A 16,756-nucleotide genomic window follows, 5' to 3' on the forward strand; every position below is an offset into this window, starting at 1 on the left:
GACATTTCTCGCGCGCAACCGATACCCCAATTGTTGGAGCGGGTGGCCGGGCGAGACGCTGTAGAGCTCGTTACCCGGCAGGCCGAAAGCACTGTGCCGTTCGCCAGCGAGCCTCCCTAGAATTGGTTCGTTCTGAAGAAAAACAGCACGATAATCCTAGCCAATCTGAACCACCCGAAGATTATTCGTGGTGCCCGCTTCGCCAAACGGCACGCCGGCTACTACCACAATGGAGTCGGTCCGCTGCGCGAACTCTTCGGCGAGCGCCGTTGCTGTCGCGCGATCGACCATTTCCTCGTAAGAATTGACGTCCGCGGACAGAACGCTGTGCGCGCCCCACAGAAGACAAAGCTGCCGCGACACCCGTTGATCCGGCGTGACGGCCAGGAGCGAGACCTGCGGTCGTTTGCGGGCGATGCGGGCCGCCGTCGTCCCGCTGGACGTGAACGCGACAATGGCTGACGCATGAAGAGCCGCGGCGAGATCAGCGGCCGCTGCAGCGACGGCGTGGGGAGCGGTTTCTTCCTCACCTGGTTCGGAGGCATTGATGATGGAGCGATACATCTTGTGCCGCTCCGTGCTCTCGATGATGCGGCTCATCATGGCAACCGCCTCACGTGGGTACTGGCCGGTCGCGGATTCCGCCGACAGCATAACGGCATCGGCGCCGTCATAGATCGCGGTGGCGACATCTGAGGCTTCGGCGCGAGTGGGAGTGGGCGCCGCGACCATCGAGTCGAGCATCTGGGTTGCGACGATCACCGGCTTTCCGAGCAGACGGCAGGACCTGATCAACTCCTTCTGGCGACCGGGCACATCTTGATGTGGAATCTCCACGCCCAGATCGCCACGGGCGACCATGACCGCGTCGGAGAGCCGGACGATGTCATCGATGTGTTCGAGTGCTGCGGGCTTTTCGACCTTCGTCATAATCCCGGCGCGATTGCCGATGATGCCGCGCGCTTCGATGACATCTCCGGGTTTCTGAACAAACGAAAGCGCCACCCAATCGACCCCCAGCTTCAGGCCGAATTCGAGATCGGTTCGATCCTTCGCGGTGAGTGGAGATAGATTCAAGACGGCGGTGGGGACGTTCACGCCCTTGCGGTTCGAGATCACGCCGCCAAAGATGATTTTCGCATCGATTGAATCGGCAGCCAGCCCGGTTACGCGAACACGGACCCGGCCGTCGTCAATCAGCAGATCATCACCCGGCGCAACCGCGTCGAATATCTCCGGGTGGGGCAGCGGGATCGACATCTTGTCGCCATCGGATCCCGACAAGACAAAGCGCACATTCTCACCGGCGGCGACAGCGATCTTTCCGTCCTTGATGGTTCCGACCCGGATTTTCGGCCCCTGCAAATCCTGCAAGATACCGATCGGCCGGCCTACACTCGTCTCCAGCGCGCGTATGGCCGCGTGCACTTTGGCATGATCCTCATGCGTGCCGTGGCTGAAGTTCAGCCGAAATGTGTCGACGCCGGCGAGGAAGAGCGCTTCCAGCATTTCGGGCGATCCGCTTGCCGGACCGACGGTCGCAACGATTTTGGCTCGACGATTGCGGCGCATAGCTATTCGGCCTGTCGGCCGCCTTTGGTGATCAGAACGGCTCTGATATCGTTGACGTTGATGCCGGTCGGACCGGTACGAATCAAATCGCCGATCCCGGCAAGGAAACTATAACTGTCGTGCGCGGCAAGGAAGGTCCGGAAATCAAGATTCGCCGTGCGGGCCCGCGCGAGGGTGTCCGGCGTGACGAACGCGCCGGCGGCATCTTCGGTTCCGTCGATACCGTCGCTGTCGCCTGCAAGCGCGAAAACGCCCGCCTCGCCGGCCATATTGATGGCGAAGCTCATTGCAGCTTTGGATAAAATCGGGCTCACGGCATCGGCCCACGTTGCTGACATCAAGGATCCAGAGACGGTAGGTCGGTTATTCGATGCGATCTGGTCGGCATACGGGCGCGTCGATATCCTCGTCAATAGTGCCGGCGGGCAGTTTCCGCAACCCGCGATCGACTTCTCGGTGAAGGGTTGGAATGCCGTCATCAACACCAATCTGAACGGCACCTGGTTCATGATGCAGGCCGCCGCGCAACGCTGGCGCGACAGCAAACATCCGGCAGCATTGTCAACGTCGTGGTCGTGACCACGCATGGCCTCTACGGCGTCGCACATACTATCGCCGCGCGCGCCGGCGTCATCGGATTGTCGCGGAGCGTTGCGGTCGAATGGGCACCACTGATTACTAGGGTGAATTGCCTGACGCCCGGCGCTATCGAAACCGAGGGCTGGGAAGTCTACACGCCGGAAGCGCGGGCCGCCTGCCCTCGCTTCAACCCGATGATGCGTACCGGCTCGGCATGGGACAGCACACCGCATAAGGCGGCAGCAATGCCGTGCGCGGCGATGCTCAAAAGCAATCCGCCGGTAAGGATCGGAAGCAAAGATGGGGACTTCCGGATTGTCAGTGCACGTGCTCGTCCGCGAGATCTAGCTTCCATCCGCTTGCAGTGCGATCGGACTCCAGAGTCCTATGTCCATCGCAGGAGCTACGGGGCCGTCCGCCGACCTGCGGAGGCTCCGCTCAAGAGACCTGCCTCGTTAGCTGTGATGAGATTTTTCTTGATCTCCCGCTTCACACGTCTTGTACACCCGTCCCACTAACAGTTGAAAAACCTGATCTCTCGCTCCAATCCATCATGGGTCGATTGACCTAAGTACAACGAGGTAGATCCAGGCAAATCAAGGTTGGTCCGCTTTGCAGTCGTTCCAGAGTCGCCGGTGCCTTCGCTCAGCGCAACCGTTCACGCGCCAGAACCTAGAAAAAGCGCGCAAGATGTGAGGTGGTTCATACGGCTGGGGAGAATTAAGGCCTACGCCATCGTGGCGAATGCAACTCCGGACGGAGATGTCGCATGAAACGCCTGATGTTTCCCCTGATGATGGCCCTTACCGTTATTGGCGCAGCGACCGGCGTAATCAAATCGCATGCACTCTTCCCGTTTGGGCAGAGTGGCATGCCATCCATTCGAGAGCTACAGGCGCACCGCTCAGCCGCGCTGCCCGACCAGGAGATCGAGGACCGCTCCGTGATGTTTGCCAAAGAGCGAACGCGATAGAGCAGATCGGGCCGGCTTCTTTCGGCCGTTTCTGTTTACTCGGCTGCTGCCGTTGCGGGTTGCGGCTCCTTGTCGTTCGGTCCGGTTCGCGCCCTCTGCTCGTCGAGCCAGAGGCTGTGGTGTTCTCGTGCCCAATTAAGGTCAACGTCACCTGAGCCCATGGCCTCGAAAGCCCCTTCCATCCCAATCGTGCCGATGTAGACGTGCGCGATCATTGCGGCCACGAACAATACCGCCACGACGGAGTGGACGATCTGCGCGATCTGCATGCCTTCGATGCCCGTCACATAGAACGGGAACATCAGCTCGTATCCGGTCGCAGCAACCAGGCCGCCCCCGATCACGACGATCCAATAAATCATTTTCTGGCCGGCATTGAAGCGCTGGGCCGGGGGATGATCATGGCCGACAATGCCCCCTCCCCGCTTGATCCATTCAACATCCACCTTATTCGGGATATTTCCGGCGATCCACATCAGGAAGATCAGGACGACGCCGACAGTGAACGGAAAGCTCAGATAATTGTGGGCGTACTTCGCCCATTGCGACCACTCGGAGAAAGCTTCAAGGCCGACCAGCGGCAACAGCAGCGGCCGCCCGAAGGTAATGTTCAGTCCCGAGATAGCGAGGATGATGAAGCAGATGGCCGTCATCCAATGAACGAAGCGCTCAACTAGCGTGAAGCGCACGATGGTGCGTCCTGATCGCCCGCTGTCCAGGCGCACCATGCCGCGGGTGAGATAGAAGATCACGAGCACGGCCAGCATGCCGATGATTGCGACGCCGCCGATCCAGCGCAGCGTGACATTGCGAAACTCCCGCCATTCGCGTCCCTGCGGCTGCTCGAGCACGCCCGACCGCTGATCCGGAATGCTGACACGGCCCTGGATCCGGTCGAGCTCCTGCAGCAGTTGTTGCTCCTTAACCGAGCTTGCGGTCGGGTTGACCTGTTGCGCACTCGCCGGAGCCGCCATGATCACTAGAAGCAGCGCGCATGCGCCAAACGCCAGGCGGAAAACCCTTCCAAATGACGCCATCTGCGCCTCCTCGGTACCGCGCCCTTGACTGCTACCTGCGTCAGGACTCGATGGTTTCGCGATATGCGGTCTTCCAGCCCCACGCGCCGGAGCCATAACCACGCGTCATCACGCGTTCCCTGTAGATCTTGGCAATGATCTCACCGTCGCCTGCGAGCAACGACTTGGTCGAGCACATTTCAGCACACAGCGGCAGCTTGCCCTCCGCCAAACGGTTCGCTCCGTACTTCTCGTATTCCTCCTGGCTGCCGTCGGCCTCGGGGCCGCCGGCGCAGTAGGTGCATTTGTCCATCTTGCCGCGCGAGCCGAAGTTTCCGACCTTGGGGTATTGGGGCGCTCCGAACGGGCAGGCGTAGAAGCAATAGCCGCAGCCGATGCAGAGATCCTTGGAGTGAAGCACCACGCCATCGGCTGTGGTGTAGAAGCAGTTCACCGGACACACGGCCGCACAGGGCGCATCCGTGCAATGCATGCAGGCCATCGTGACCGAGCGCTCGCCGGGCTTGCCGTCGTTAATGGTGACGACCCGGCGCCGGTTGATGCCCCAGGGCACCTCGTGCTCGTTCTTGCAGGCGGTGACGCAGGCATTGCACTCGATACAACGGTCGGCGTCGCAGAGGAATTTCATACGTGCCATCGTCGCTGCTCCTATGCCGCCGCGATCTGGCAAAGAGTGACCTTGGGCTCCTGCATGCCCGTCGCGGGATCATATCCGTAGGTGGTGATGGTGTTCGCGCTTTCGCCGAGGACGATCGGGTCGGTACCCTTCGGGTAGGCGCCGCGAAGATCCTTGCCTCCCAGCCAGCCGCCGAAGTGAAACGGCATCCAAGCAACGCCCTTGCCGATGCGTTCGGTGACAAGCGCCTTCATCCGGGCCCTCGAATTGTTCTCGGCGCCCGTGACCCAGACCCAGCCGCCGTCCTTGACGCCGCGATCAGAGGCATCAGCAGGATTGATCTCGATGAACATGTCCTGCTGCAACTCGGCAAGCCACGGATTGGTACGCGTCTCCTCGCCGCCGCCCTCATACTCGACCAGACGCCCCGAGGAGAGGATGAGGGGAAACTGTTTCGCAATTCCCTTCTCCACGGCAGCCTTCTGCACGGAGAAACCGATATTGGGCATGCGGAACTGCTTGGCATCGGGCAAGGTCGGATATTTCTCCACCAGGTCGACGCGCGGCGTGTAGATCGGCTCGCGATGGACCGGTATCGGATCCGGCAGGCCGAAGGCGTTCATGCGTGCCTTGCCATTGCCGTAAGGCACGCAGCCATGTTTCAGCGCCACCCGTTGGATGCCGCCGGAGAGGTCGAGCGCCCAGGATACAGCGTCCGGATTGGCCGGATTGACCTTCTGAATGGTCGCCATTTCGGCTTCGGTGAGATCCGTGTCCCAACCGAGCTTCTTCAGGCTCGCCAGCGTGAATTCGGGATAGCCGTCCTGGATCTCGGAATCCTTGGAATAGGATTTGTCTGCCAGCAGGCTGACCTTGCGCGTGGTCCCGTCCGGTAGCTTTTCCTCGCGCTCGACGCCGAAACGCGGCCGGAACGTGCCGCCGCCGTCCATCACGTGCAGATTGGTATTGTAAAGCAGCGGCGTGCCGGGATGCCTGACTTCCGGCGAGCCCCAGCACGGCCACGGCAGGCCGTAGTAATCGCCACCGACCTCGGGATCGTCCTTGGGCGCCCGCATCGTCAGCATGTCGAACTTTGCCTGGTTCTTCATGTGCGCCTTAAGCCGCTCGGGCGATTGCCCACAATAGCCGGTCGACCAGCTGCCGCGGTTCATCTCGCGAAGCACATCTTCTGCGTCAGGCAGATTGTTCTCAAGCTTGATGTTCTTGAACATCTGGTCGGCGAAGCCGAGCCTCTTCGCCATCAAATAGATGACCTCGAGATCGTCCTTCGATTCGAAGATCGGCTTCACGATCTGCTCGCCCCATTGCAGCGAGCGGTTCGAGGCGACGCGCGACCCCTTGCATTCGAATTGCGTGGCCACAGGAAGGATGTAGATGCCATCCTTGCGTCCGGCCTCGATCGCGAGCGATGCCCAGGTGGTCGGATGCGGGTCGGCGATGACGAGCAGTTCCAGCGCCTTGAGGCCTTTGAGCGATTCAGGAATGCGGGTGATACTGTTGCTAGCGTGTCCCTGGACGAACACTGCCCGGACATTATCTTTCTGCGCGACCTGATCTTTCGGCAGCGTCACCGCTTCGAACCAGCGGGTGAGCGGAATACCCGGAGTTTCCATGATCTGTTTGGAATCAAAGCGCGACTTCAAAAATTCATAGTCGACCTCCCAAACCCGCGACCAGTGCTTCCACGCACCCTCAGCAAGTCCGTAGTAGAACGGCAACGTCACGATATCGAGCCCAACGTCGGTCGCGCCCTGCACGTTGTCATGGCCACGGAAGATGTTAGCACCCGTGCCAGCCTTGCCGACGTTGCCTGTCATCAACAATGCAATGCAACTAGCGCGTACATTCGCGGTACCAACCGTCTTCTGGGTCTGGCCCATGGCCCAGATCAGGGTTGCGGGCTTTTCCGTTGCGAACATCTTGGCGACGCGCTTGAGCTGCTCGCCGGGAACGCCGCTGACGCGCTCGACTTCTTCCGGAGTCCACTTCTCCACCTCCTTGCGAAGATCGTCGAAGCCGTAGACCCGCTGCTGGATGAATTCCTTGTCCTCCCAGCCGTTCTTCAGGATGTGCCACATCATTCCGTAGAGCACCGGGATATCGGTGCCCGGCCGCATGCGCACATACTCCGTCGCATGCGCGGCGGTCCGCGTCATGCGCGGGTCGATAACGACAAAGTTGGCGTGTTGCAGCTCCTTGCCCTCCAGCAGATGCTGCAGCGACACCGGATGCGCTTCCGCGGGATTGCCGCCCAGCACGACCTGGGTCTTGGCATTGCGAATATCATTGTAGCTGTTCGTCATCGCGCCGTAGCCCCAGGTGTTGGCCACGCCGGTGACGGTGGTGGAATGACAGATGCGCGCCTGATGATCGGTATTATTGGTTCCCCAGAACGCGCCGAGCTTGCGGAACAGATAGGCGCCTTCGTTGGTCATCTTGGCCGATCCGAGCCAATAAACCGAGTCGGGACCTGACTTCTCACGAATTTCGGCCATCTTGTCGCCAATTTCATTAATCGCAGTCTCCCAGGAGACGCGCGCCCATTGGCCGTTCACGAGCTTCATCGGATAGCGCAAACGCCGTTCGCTGTGCACCAGCTCGCGCACGGAAGCGCCCTTCGCGCAATGCGATCCGCGATTGATGGGAGATTCCCAGCTCGGCTCCTGGCCGATCCAAACTCCGTTCAACACTTCCGCGGTCACGGTGCATCCGACCGCACAATGCGTACAGATGCTTTTCTTGACGGTGGCGCCAGCGGTCAGCGGACCCGCCGCAGCGGCTTCCGCCTTACGCACGCCGGAAATGGGCATGGCGCCGAGCGCTGCGAGCGCGCCACCCGCCAGACCGGATCGGCGCAGGAAAGTGCGCCGATCAAGGCCGCTGGTTTGGCTTGCGAGAGAGTCCGCGATCGAGCCGCGGCGGTCGGATCCGGATTGTTGCTGTGTTCGCCTGATAAGCACGGGCAGCCTCCCTCAGGTCGGATAGCGATTGACTCGATAGTAGGCCTTTACGTGATCGGTTTCCTTGTAGCGCGCCTTGCGCTTTTCATCGTTGTTCTCGCTGTCGGCTCGCCCGGGGCCGACGAGTGGCGTCGCCAACGTGGCGCCTGCACCGACCGTGCCGATGCCGACCTTACGGAGGAAGTCGCGGCGCCCGACGGTCGCTTTCTTTTCATCGCTCATATCATCTCTCCCGGACCAACGTGCGGGTGGTCAATTGGCAAAGGCGAATCCTTGGGTCTCGATTTCGATAAACAGGCGGCCGAGCGTGCCAACCGCACGATAGAATTTTGCGTTTGCCGCTTGCTCCATGTCGGCAAACAGACGTCCCATCCATAACGATACGTGTTTTTCGAAGAAGGCGCGCTGCGCATCGAACGACGCTTCCAAGCGGCCGTCAGCCATTCCCGCCATGATCTCGCAGAGGATGGCGGCATGATCCTCAGGTTCAGAACTGTTCGCGGCGCGCTCGATGCCGAGCGCTGCGAGATCGGCCCGCAAGCGTGACAGCGGCCGTTCGTTGAGGAACCCGGTCAAATAGTAGGAGGCGTAGGGCAGCAACTCACCGCGGCCGAGACCGACGAACAGATCAAAATATTCGCGGTCGCCTTGACCTGCGGCCGCGCGCATGGCGACTTCCGCCAAGGCGGCGTGAGCCTGACCGAGCGGCGTCTCATCTCCGCTCAAGCCTGCAAGCCGATCGAGCAACTTCTTGGAAGGGGCAGCGGCCAACAAGGCAGCGAGAAGAGCGTATTCCTGCGCTCGCGCGACATCGACTGGATCAACGCCGTCTCGCGGTCCCATCGGCTCGCTATAGAGATCAGGCCGCAGCTCTTTGCGGGGAACACCCGTTGCCGCTTCGACCGCAATCACCCGCTGCGCAGGTATCTTGCTCCAGTTTGAAATCGAGGGCTGGCTGATACCGATTTTGCGCGCGAGTTGGGCCGCGCCGCCTGCGGCGTCAATGGCGCGATCAAGCCCGGCATCACGCACATGGACCTCCGTTGCTGAGACCCCAGTGACTGATTTGTCGCTTTGCTAACAAAGCACTAGGGAGCGTAGACCCGGTTCCGCAGACGGTCAATGACCGACACATAGCTTGTGGCTATAGCCTTTGGTCGAAAGACTAGCCAGGCAACGCACCGCCATGTGTGCGGCGCCGAGCAGGAGCTGCTTTGACATCTGTGGTTGGTTGCGATGCGGCGGTGGCCGCGATCTCCGTGACGACCGCTTGATCGGGTTTCTCTGTAAGCACGGCAGCGTGCGCAACGTCCGGATCTGGTAGCGTATCCGAGGACTGTTGCAACTGCGTTGGCGTGTCAGCCAGCACTTCTGTGGCGCTACGCACGCCGCCGATAATGCGGTCGACCAAAGTGGCCAGCTCAGCCTGCGAGCAATCCAACGGCCCAAACCCGGGCATGGCCTTCGGATCGTTGAAGTCCCAGGCGTTCTCCGCGAGGCCCACGAAATCGCGGATCGCCGGATCGGCCGTCCAGGCGCGACGAAGCGCCGCGCGGGTCAATTCCTGCGGAATACCTTCGCGCAGGAATGCGGTGATGTCCGTGATGGCCGTGATTGAATCGATGGACGGAAGCCTCGAAAGGTCGCCTTCGGGATCGGCCTCAGCCGCCGGGGATGGCACAGCGGCCTCGCTGGCAGGCTTTGCCTTTTCCGAAGCCGGAGCGCTCGACTTTGCCTCGCGCTTGCGGCGCGACCAGCGTGCGAGGAATTCTTCCTCAGTCATTCATCCCCACCTTCATGCGGCCGACGCGCCAAGGCCTCGGGATCGGCGCGTCGTCGCTTGCGTTTTACGAACTCCCTCTCGACATGGTATTCGGCGATGAACCTTTCAATCGCCTCGCGCACCGCCTCGGGCATCGGCACGGCTTCGACCAGATTGTCCGCCGCCTCGGTAAATCCCTCTCCTTCCGCAGGATCGGCCGTCACAGCGGCGGCCGCATAGGGCCAAGCCCCCTCGGAAGGGCTCAGGACCACCCAGACGCTCGGCATGCCGGAGGCGAGATTGTCGCGGTAACGCGCGGTTTCAGACGCGTACAGATCAATCGTTGCGCTGCCGGCGTAGAAAAGTGTCGAGCCGTCACGCTCGTGTAGAATTGTCCACGGCTTTGCCTCCGGCTCGTCAGGCAGCACGGCAGTAGAGCGCCAGATGAAATCCACCCAGGGCGAATCTGCCTTGCGCCGTTCGACGACGACGCCGATGGGGATGCGCAGGAGTGGCTGCATCACGGAGCTCATGAGTTGACCTCCAAGCGCTTGATCGGGAGTCCTGTCAACAAATTCTGCGGTTTCATAAGGAGCTTCTGATCGGCCGTCATCGCCAGGATCAGATAGACCGGCTCGCCCTGCAAGGTCTCCATGGCCAAGCCCAGATCCGTAAAGGTCAGGCGAAACAGAGAAAGCACCCGCCCAGCGCTGCGCTCGTCGAGCTCGTCGCCGTGCCAAAGCCGATCGCCCATTTTGGTGGCTTCGGCGTCCAACCCAATATACCAGGTGAGCCTGACCTCGCGTAGTTCCGTCAGGGGCTCGATGACAACATCGATCCCGAGCAGATGGGAAACCCAGCGTGTCATCACCTGCGCCAGCGCACGCGAACCTCGCCCGCCCGCTGTGAGATCGAGAGCCATATCGAACCGCTCGCTGCGGTTCCAATAACTCTCGGCGTTTTCCTCATCCAGCACATCGAGCTGGACGTCCGTCTTGGTGCCCAGCATCGAGATCAGCGACAAAATAGGTGTCGGGCTGCGACCGCCGACGACCTCCTCATCGCCAACCAGCAAGGCATGTTCATGCGGCAGAACCCGCTGCGGCCGGAAGAATAGCTCGGCGGCGCGCAGCACGAACGGATCGTCGCCGCCATCAAGGGCGTTGCGCAGGATCACGTGCACGAGCTGATTGACGAACAGCGGCGGCAGATCGTTTGACCGCGAGCGAACGGCCGCGAGATACGCAGCTTCGAGCGTCGGATGGCGCAAAATGAGATCGCGAAACCCCAGTACGAAGCGCCAGTTCTCCCTGGCATCCTGATCGACGATCGCGGCGACCTCGTCCGCACCGACCGGCTGGCGCGGGTTGGCGAACATCTCGCGGTGCAGTTTTCGCTCGACCGGGCACGCCTCGTCTGGCGGCGTCAGCTCGGAACGGGCAAAATAGGCTTTGAGGAATTCGTCGGTGACGCAGAGACCGCCGCTCGCATCGCGATCGAGCAGATGATGGCCGCAGGCGATCCAGAAATCTTTCATCTCAGGCGCGGCTCCCGACCTAAATCCGCGAGGTTGAGGTCACCGTCAGGTTCCAGGTCATCCTCCATTTCCATGAACGAGAACGCCCTGCCGTGCCCCTCCTGCCGTTCCCGCAATTGCAGTCTGCGGAAGGATTCGCGGATCTCGCCACCGCTTGCCATACGCTGCACCGCAATCAAAGAGCTGATCGGGTGCGTGCAGAGCGACTGCGCAAAAGCCACCTCCTCTTCCGCGGCGGTCCTCGCAACTGCGATGTCCGGCGCGCCGAAGCGATCAAGGAGTTGCGCGGCGAGGAGCTCGATCAGCGCACGGCAATCGTTCTCCGTCGCCGGAACAATCTGGGCCAGCGTCGACCATCCCCAGGACTGCACGCCGAGAAAGCCGCTGCGGAAGGCGGCGCGCGCCTTTCCGCTCAGCTTCGCCGGATCGTGATCGCAGAAGCGAAAAGTGCCGGAGACGGCCCATTCACCTGCTTCCGCCGGCACGTCGAATACGAAGGTGTCGGACGCATCCAGTGCGATGGTGCGCAGAAGTTTCACGGACTTTTTCACTGCTTCCGCCCTCCAAGAATCGGATCGAGCCAGGAGGGCCAGGCCAGGGCCTTGACGAGGTCTGCCCGCTCGGTCGTATCACTACCGGTGCGGCGCGTGAGCAGATCGCCGCAATCATCGATGCGTCGAAGCGTTTGCCGCTCGCGAGGGATGCGGCTGAGATATTCGCGCGCGACACTGTCAAATCCATCCACCTGCCAACTGTCGATCGCGCGCATCAGGTGCCGCGCAAAGCTCTCGGTCACCTGCACCGCTCCGGCCTCGCCAAACCCCTCCTGATCCAGGGCGGAGGCGAGCGGATAAACACCGGAATCGTGATCGGCCATTGCCACGGTCCGGATCATGGCTCCGAACACGAGCCAGGCCGGCGGCTCATCCTCGTCCGCGGACAGAGGCCAGCCCATCCGTCCCCCGCCAACCAGTCCTCCGTCGATCCTCACGGCATCCGGCCAATCGATCGCAACCTCCTTGGTCGGTGGCGCATAGGCGCGCAGGGCGTCTGTGAGGGCAACCATGCAGGCGTAGAAAGCGCGTCGCGCAGTCGTCAGTGGCTCAGCCGGCTCCAGCACCACCGCGAACTCGGCGAGGTCGAACCGTCCGACATAGACCAGCGTGCCAGCGCCGCTTTCGGGTGCAATGCGGCATGCATGAGCAAGCGCGTCCCCGCTCTCGCGCAACCGGACCAGGGTGAAGGGTGGCGGCAATTGGATCGGTTCCGCCATGGAAACGTGGCTCGTTGGGATCGACCGCAGGTCGTCCTCCCATTTCCTTTTCTTCCCGATTGGGAATATCTATACGAGGCGGAGGATCGGCGCGAGTCCGTCTTCCGCCGCCTTCCCGGGGAGGATGAACCTGGAGCAGCCAGCGAAGACCATCCTGATTTGCTCGTGTGAAGACACGATGCGGCTTGATGTGGCCGCGATCCAGCGCGGATGCGGCAACTGCGACATCAAGAGTTTTCGCCATCTGTGCGGGGCCGAGCTCGACCACTTTCGAGGGGCCGCAAAGGCGGAGGGCCGTCTGACCGTTGCCTGCACGTTTCAGCAATCCCTGTTTACGGAGGAAGCCGGCGAGGATGCCGCGGCGATCGCTTTCGCAAACATTCGCGAGACGGCGGGCTGGTCGATCGAAGGCACGCAAGCGAGCCCCAAAATAGCGGCACTGCTCGCAGCGAGCGCCGTGCAGGTGCCCGACTATCCGCTGGTCACGCTTGCGAGCGACGGGGTCATCCTGATCTATGGCCGGAACGAGGCCGCGATCGAAGCCGGGCGGCTGCTTTCGGATCATCTCGATGTGACGGTGATGCTGAGGGAACCCGGCGAGATCGCCTCGCCTGTGGCAACTCCCTTTCCGGTCGTGAAGGGAACGATCCGTAACGCCAGAGGACATTTTGGCGCTTTCGAGCTCACGATCGACGACTACGCCCGCCCGCGCCCGTCCTCGCGGCATCACTACATTTTTGAAAATCCACGCAGGGGTGCCACCTCGCGCTGCGACATCGTCCTTGACCTATCGGGAGAAAGGCCCCTGTTCCCGGCGCATGATCTGCGCGATGGCTATCTGCGAGCTGATCCCAAGGACCCGGGCGCCGTGCTGCGCACGGTGCTGAGCGCGCGCGATCTCGTCGGACGTTTCGATAAGCCCAGATATATCGAGTTCACGCCGGACCTTTGCGCCCATTCGCGCTCGAATCTGACCGGCTGCCATCGCTGTCTCGATCTATGTCCCACGAATGCGATCACGCAAGCCGGCAATCATGTCGCCATCAATGCAGAGATTTGCGCCGGATGCGGCCAATGCGCAGCCTCCTGTCCGACAGGAGCGGCGTCCTACGCGTTGCCGCCCGCGGACACCCAGCTCCAGATCATCCGCGCGATGCTGCTCGCTTACGACCAAGCCGGCGGATCGAATCCGGTTCTTTTGTTGCACGAGGGCCTGCATGGCACACCGCTGATCGACGCGCTCGCCCGTCACGGCGATGGTCTCCCTGCGCAAGTCATCCCTCTTGCCGTCAACGAGGTGACGCAAGTCGGGCTGGAGGCCATCATCGGCGCCTTTGCCTATGGAGCATCGGCGTTTCGGTTTTTGCTCCGTGCCAAGCCGCGGCATGACGTAACTGGCCTCACGCAGACGGTCAGCATGGCGGAGACCATCCTTGCGGGCCTCGGATTTGAAGGGCGCCGGGTTGCGGCGATCGAAACGGATGATCCCGAGGCACTGCTGGAACAGCTGAAGGGCATCGGGCAATTTGCTGCGGTGAAGACGCCTGCAACCTTCAAGACTGTCGGCAAGCGGCGCGACCTGCTTCGCTTTGCCTTGAGCGAACTGCATCGCCTCGCGCCGAAGCCAGTCGATGTCATTGCGCTACCAGGCGGCGCGCCGATCGGCGCGGTGAACGTCAATACGGACGGATGTACGCTGTGTCTCTCCTGCGTTTCTGCCTGCCCCACCGGCGCGCTTCGCGACGATCCCGAGCGTCCGGTGCTCAAATTCGTCGAAGATGCCTGCGTGCAATGCGGCCTCTGCCAGAGCACCTGTCCCGAGAAGGTCATCACGCTCAAGCCCCAGATCGATTTCCGCGCCGGCCGCGCGCCGGCGATTGTGATCAAGGAGGAAGAACCTGCGCTTTGCATCCGCTGCGGCACGGCGTTCGGCGTGAAGAGCACGATTGATCGGATCGCAGCGAAGCTCGAGGGCCGGCATTGGATGTATCCGGCCGGCGACAAGCGTCTCGACTCCATCAGGATGTGCGCGGATTGCCGCGTGATCGTGATGAGCGAACAGCAGTTCGATCCCTTCGAGGGCGTGCCGGAACGCGCGCCGCCCCGAACCACCGAGGATTACTTGCACCCGCCGGAGAGCAAGAGCTGAGGCGTGAACTTTTGCTCGACAAACGTTGCGGTCCTCGCCTATTGCGAGGTGGTCCGGACCAAGAAGTCCGTCAATGCGCGGCGGTCATCGGCCGAACCGATGCGCTGATCCGGCATCTTCGTTCCCGGCGTGTAGGCGTTCGGCCCCACTTCAAACAGCTTTGCGACCGTCTCCGGGGTCCAAACGATATCCATCTTCTTGAGGGCCTCGGAAAACCGATAGTCAGGGAGCGAGGCGATCTTCCGGCCGAACAATCCGGACAGCGTTGGCCCTGCGCGTTGCGCCTCCTTCGCCGACAGCGTGTGACAGGCCACGCAGGCGCGAAAGACCTCGGCGCCGTGGTCGCCCGCATAGACGGCCAGCGGATCCGCAGATGTCTCGAACAGGTTCGAGCCGGCCGGCTCACCGCTCTGCACGTTCCAGCGCCGGATCTTTCCGTCCGCACCTCCGGTCACGAGCGTCGCTGCATCATGCAGGAAGGCGACCGACCAGACCGGGAGCCCCACGAGCGTCCGCAACACGCCCCGGGACTTGCGCTCTACGATGCCGACGGTGCCGCCGATGGCTGCGGCGGCGATCAATGCCCCATCATCGGAAAGCGCCAAGGCGACAATCGGTGCCGAGCCTGCGGCCACTTCGCCCGCCGGCTTGCCGTCCGGCGTCAACATGCGCAGCATGCCGTCCGCCCCTCCCGCGAGGATCTCGCCATCGGGCGCGATAGCGACGGCGTTCGGTGGCGCGGGCAGCGCCACCGTTTCAGGCTGGCCATCCGGCAAGCGCCAGATGCGCAACGCAAGATCATAGCCGACGCTCACGAGCGACATCCCGTCCGGAGCGAAGGCGACGCCATTCACATTCTGCGTGTGACCTTCGAAGGCGCGGGACGCGCCGTCAGCCAGGGACCAGAGCCGCATGGTGTGGTCCCACGAGGCCGAGGCGACTTTCGACCCATCAGGCGACACGGCAATTGCCACGACGGGACCGGTATGCCCCTCCAGGATCCGATCAGGCTGCTGCCGGCCTGCCGTCCACACTGCGATCCGGGCGTCAGCACCTGCGGTGATCATGCGCCCGTCCTTCAGGAACGCGACTGCGTTGATGGCATCAGCATGATACCGCAGCACCTCGTTCGCGGCGTCGTTCTTCAGCGACCAGCGGATGGCGGCCGTGTCGAAGCTGCCCGACAACAGACTGTCACCGTCAGGCGAAACGGCGAGCGCCCGGACAGGGCCGCCGTGACCTGCCATCTGGGCGTGCGAGGACACAGCAACAAGAGTCAGCAGGGCTGCCACGGCAGGGACGCATGAAGCCCAGCCCGTCAATCTTTTCCCGCCATGGTCATGTGCGGCGCCATGTCTACTTCTCCGGCGACACGACCTTCTTGGACGAGCCCTCGGGCGCAGCCTGCATCGCTGGCGGGCTTTGACCTTGCGGACTTTCAGCGGGCGCCCCGCCGGAACCCGTATTGATCGGACCCGTCCAGCCCTGTGGCTGCAGTTGGCCCTTCTCCTCCGGGCGGGTCTGCGCTGCAGGCGCCCCGGTCTGCCCGGACTGGGCGAGCGCGCTATCGAAGGTCGCCAGCGCTGCCAAACATAAGATGGCTGTCAGTGCCTTCACGCGATATCCCTCATTTGGTGACGCTCTTCAACGAGGGAGGATCGATATCGGTTCCTCGATGTGCACTGCACCAGTTCGACCAGCGTCGGCATTGTTTTGCTTGAATGCCAGCAGCGCGAGTCCTAGCCTTGGTCCGTCAGCTCTTTGCTCGTCACGTCAAGGAAGACGGCATGCAGGGGCGATCGGGACCATTGCTGCGGATGATCTCACGGTTACGCGCCGTTCGCGTGCTCATGAGCGCGCCAGATCCGGCGGCAGGAGAAGCTTCACCTCTGCTCATGCCTACCGTCGTCGTGCTCGTGATGCTTCTCGCTATATTGGAAGTGGATTTGCACAGGGCCGATCTTCAGTCCTTGGGGTTGATGGGCGATGCGTTCTCGGCCGACCCGGTCTTTAAGGGCCCTTAGAGCCTGGTCGGAACGGGCGCGCTTCAGATCGGTCGTCAGAGTGGATCACAGCAAGCGGCATTGTAAGATTAAGTGCAGCTTGTAAATCATGGAGTTCCGCATGAAAGCTTTTCTGCTCGGCTGCGCTGCGGCCGTTGTGATCGCAATTGCAGCAATGGCTATCTTGGATCAGGTGCAGCAGCCCGTTGCCCAGGCGTTTGCCACGACCGGTGTGCGTCTCTGAGATTGCCTGCCGCTATGATGGTTGTTGAGC

18 protein-coding genes and 1 pseudogene are annotated in these 16,756 nt (G+C 62.0%); 5 read left to right on the forward strand and 14 right to left on the reverse strand.

Features of this window, described 5'->3' with window-relative positions; translation table 11 throughout:
* Positions 1-156: 156 nt before the first annotated feature.
* Both pyk and IVA80_RS01505 read right to left on the reverse strand, forming a co-directional pair.
* A complete protein-coding gene (pyk, locus tag IVA80_RS01500; protein WP_247424878.1) occupies positions 157-1,572 on the reverse strand; it encodes a pyruvate kinase in 1,416 nt (471 codons plus the stop codon).
* A 2-nt stretch (positions 1,573-1,574) separates the two neighbouring features.
* A pseudogene (locus IVA80_RS01505) lies at positions 1,575-1,850 on the reverse strand (MOFRL family protein); the annotation flags it as partial.
* Between IVA80_RS01505 and IVA80_RS38170 the strand changes: the two are divergent.
* A complete protein-coding gene (locus tag IVA80_RS38170) occupies positions 1,846-2,151 on the forward strand; it encodes an SDR family NAD(P)-dependent oxidoreductase (protein WP_253075728.1) in 306 nt (101 codons plus the stop codon). The pseudogene IVA80_RS01505 and the gene IVA80_RS38170 overlap by 5 nt on opposite strands.
* A gap of 769 nt (positions 2,152-2,920) precedes the next feature.
* Entirely contained in the window at positions 2,921-3,124 is a 204-nt protein-coding gene (locus IVA80_RS01515; RefSeq protein WP_247424880.1) for a hypothetical protein, read from the forward strand.
* A 35-nt stretch (positions 3,125-3,159) separates the two neighbouring features.
* Here IVA80_RS01515 and IVA80_RS01520 read toward each other — a convergent pair whose 3' ends face one another.
* From IVA80_RS01520 to IVA80_RS01565, 10 genes are all read right to left on the reverse strand, one after another.
* On the reverse strand, positions 3,160-4,161 hold the full coding sequence (locus tag IVA80_RS01520) for a formate dehydrogenase subunit gamma (protein WP_247425467.1): 1,002 nt from the start codon (positions 4,159-4,161) through the stop codon (positions 3,160-3,162).
* Positions 4,162-4,201: 40 nt separating this feature from the next.
* Complete coding sequence (fdh3B, locus tag IVA80_RS01525; protein ID WP_247424883.1) at positions 4,202-4,798, reverse strand: formate dehydrogenase FDH3 subunit beta; 597 nt, start codon at positions 4,796-4,798, stop codon at positions 4,202-4,204.
* Positions 4,799-4,809: 11 nt separating this feature from the next.
* On the reverse strand, positions 4,810-7,758 hold the full coding sequence (locus IVA80_RS01530; protein WP_247424885.1) for a formate dehydrogenase subunit alpha: 2,949 nt from the start codon (positions 7,756-7,758) through the stop codon (positions 4,810-4,812).
* A gap of 12 nt (positions 7,759-7,770) precedes the next feature.
* Positions 7,771-7,980, reverse strand: a complete 210-nt coding sequence (locus IVA80_RS01535) for a twin-arginine translocation signal domain-containing protein (protein WP_247424888.1) — start codon at positions 7,978-7,980, stop codon at positions 7,771-7,773.
* Between the two features lie 30 nt (positions 7,981-8,010).
* A complete protein-coding gene (locus IVA80_RS01540; RefSeq protein WP_247424890.1) occupies positions 8,011-8,790 on the reverse strand; it encodes a molecular chaperone TorD family protein in 780 nt (259 codons plus the stop codon).
* A gap of 133 nt (positions 8,791-8,923) precedes the next feature.
* Positions 8,924-9,541, reverse strand: coding sequence for a DUF3306 domain-containing protein (locus IVA80_RS01545; protein WP_247424893.1), 618 nt, complete (start codon positions 9,539-9,541; stop codon positions 8,924-8,926).
* Positions 9,538-10,053, reverse strand: coding sequence for a DUF3305 domain-containing protein (locus IVA80_RS01550; protein WP_247424896.1), 516 nt, complete (start codon positions 10,051-10,053; stop codon positions 9,538-9,540). Before IVA80_RS01550 ends, IVA80_RS01545 begins: the two co-directional genes overlap by 4 nt.
* Positions 10,050-11,057: a DUF6352 family protein gene (locus IVA80_RS01555; RefSeq protein WP_247424899.1), complete on the reverse strand. Its 1,008-nt coding sequence runs from the start codon at positions 11,055-11,057 to the stop codon at positions 10,050-10,052. Before IVA80_RS01555 ends, IVA80_RS01550 begins: the two co-directional genes overlap by 4 nt.
* Positions 11,054-11,596, reverse strand: a complete 543-nt coding sequence (locus IVA80_RS01560) for a DUF6505 family protein (RefSeq protein ID WP_247424903.1) — start codon at positions 11,594-11,596, stop codon at positions 11,054-11,056. Before IVA80_RS01560 ends, IVA80_RS01555 begins: the two co-directional genes overlap by 4 nt.
* 8 nt (positions 11,597-11,604) lie before the next feature.
* Positions 11,605-12,330, reverse strand: coding sequence for a biotin/lipoate--protein ligase family protein (locus IVA80_RS01565; RefSeq protein WP_247424906.1), 726 nt, complete (start codon positions 12,328-12,330; stop codon positions 11,605-11,607).
* A gap of 178 nt (positions 12,331-12,508) precedes the next feature.
* On the opposite strand from IVA80_RS01565, the gene IVA80_RS01570 reads away from it, so the two are divergent.
* Positions 12,509-14,479 (forward strand): 4Fe-4S binding protein, encoded by a 1,971-nt coding sequence (locus IVA80_RS01570; RefSeq protein ID WP_247424922.1) that lies wholly within the window; start codon positions 12,509-12,511, stop codon positions 14,477-14,479.
* Positions 14,480-14,517: 38 nt separating this feature from the next.
* On the opposite strand, the gene IVA80_RS01575 is transcribed toward IVA80_RS01570, so the two are convergent.
* Both IVA80_RS01575 and IVA80_RS01580 read right to left on the reverse strand, forming a co-directional pair.
* A complete protein-coding gene (locus tag IVA80_RS01575; RefSeq protein ID WP_247425469.1) occupies positions 14,518-15,726 on the reverse strand; it encodes a c-type cytochrome in 1,209 nt (402 codons plus the stop codon).
* Between the two features lie 109 nt (positions 15,727-15,835).
* Positions 15,836-16,096: a hypothetical protein gene (locus IVA80_RS01580; protein ID WP_247424925.1), complete on the reverse strand. Its 261-nt coding sequence runs from the start codon at positions 16,094-16,096 to the stop codon at positions 15,836-15,838.
* A gap of 128 nt (positions 16,097-16,224) precedes the next feature.
* Here IVA80_RS01580 and IVA80_RS01585 point away from each other — a divergent pair, with 128 nt between their 5' ends.
* Positions 16,225-16,503, forward strand: a complete 279-nt coding sequence (locus IVA80_RS01585) for a hypothetical protein (protein WP_247424928.1) — start codon at positions 16,225-16,227, stop codon at positions 16,501-16,503.
* Positions 16,504-16,603: 100 nt separating this feature from the next.
* Positions 16,604-16,726, forward strand: a complete 123-nt coding sequence (locus IVA80_RS38280; protein ID WP_256467334.1) for a hypothetical protein — start codon at positions 16,604-16,606, stop codon at positions 16,724-16,726.
* Positions 16,727-16,756: the final 30 nt, after the last annotated feature.

The sequence above is a fragment of the Bradyrhizobium sp. 139 genome, from assembly GCF_023074175.1.
Taxonomy (GTDB): Bacteria; Pseudomonadota; Alphaproteobacteria; order Rhizobiales; family Xanthobacteraceae; genus Bradyrhizobium.

What these genes read in the sequence shown, in the direction of transcription:
- pyk (WP_247424878.1), bottom strand. Translation starts at nt 1,572, where the DNA reads ATGCGCCGCAATCGTCGAGCCAAAATCGTTGCGACCGTCGGTCCGGCA.
- IVA80_RS38170 (WP_253075728.1), top strand. Translation starts at nt 1,846, where the DNA reads ATGGCGAAGCTCATTGCAGCTTTGGATAAAATCGGGCTCACGGCATCG.
- IVA80_RS01515 (WP_247424880.1), top strand. Translation starts at nt 2,921, where the DNA reads ATGAAACGCCTGATGTTTCCCCTGATGATGGCCCTTACCGTTATTGGC.
- IVA80_RS01520 (WP_247425467.1), bottom strand. Translation starts at nt 4,161, where the DNA reads ATGGCGTCATTTGGAAGGGTTTTCCGCCTGGCGTTTGGCGCATGCGCG.
- fdh3B (WP_247424883.1), bottom strand. Translation starts at nt 4,798, where the DNA reads ATGGCACGTATGAAATTCCTCTGCGACGCCGACCGTTGTATCGAGTGC.
- IVA80_RS01535 (WP_247424888.1), bottom strand. Translation starts at nt 7,980, where the DNA reads ATGAGCGATGAAAAGAAAGCGACCGTCGGGCGCCGCGACTTCCTCCGT.
- IVA80_RS01545 (WP_247424893.1), bottom strand. Translation starts at nt 9,541, where the DNA reads ATGACTGAGGAAGAATTCCTCGCACGCTGGTCGCGCCGCAAGCGCGAG.
- IVA80_RS01550 (WP_247424896.1), bottom strand. Translation starts at nt 10,053, where the DNA reads ATGAGCTCCGTGATGCAGCCACTCCTGCGCATCCCCATCGGCGTCGTC.
- IVA80_RS01555 (WP_247424899.1), bottom strand. Translation starts at nt 11,057, where the DNA reads ATGAAAGATTTCTGGATCGCCTGCGGCCATCATCTGCTCGATCGCGAT.
- IVA80_RS01565 (WP_247424906.1), bottom strand. Translation starts at nt 12,330, where the DNA reads ATGGCGGAACCGATCCAATTGCCGCCACCCTTCACCCTGGTCCGGTTG.
- IVA80_RS01570 (WP_247424922.1), top strand. Translation starts at nt 12,509, where the DNA reads ATGCGGCTTGATGTGGCCGCGATCCAGCGCGGATGCGGCAACTGCGAC.
- IVA80_RS01575 (WP_247425469.1), bottom strand. Translation starts at nt 15,726, where the DNA reads ATGGCAGGTCACGGCGGCCCTGTCCGGGCGCTCGCCGTTTCGCCTGAC.
- IVA80_RS38280 (WP_256467334.1), top strand. Translation starts at nt 16,604, where the DNA reads ATGAAAGCTTTTCTGCTCGGCTGCGCTGCGGCCGTTGTGATCGCAATT.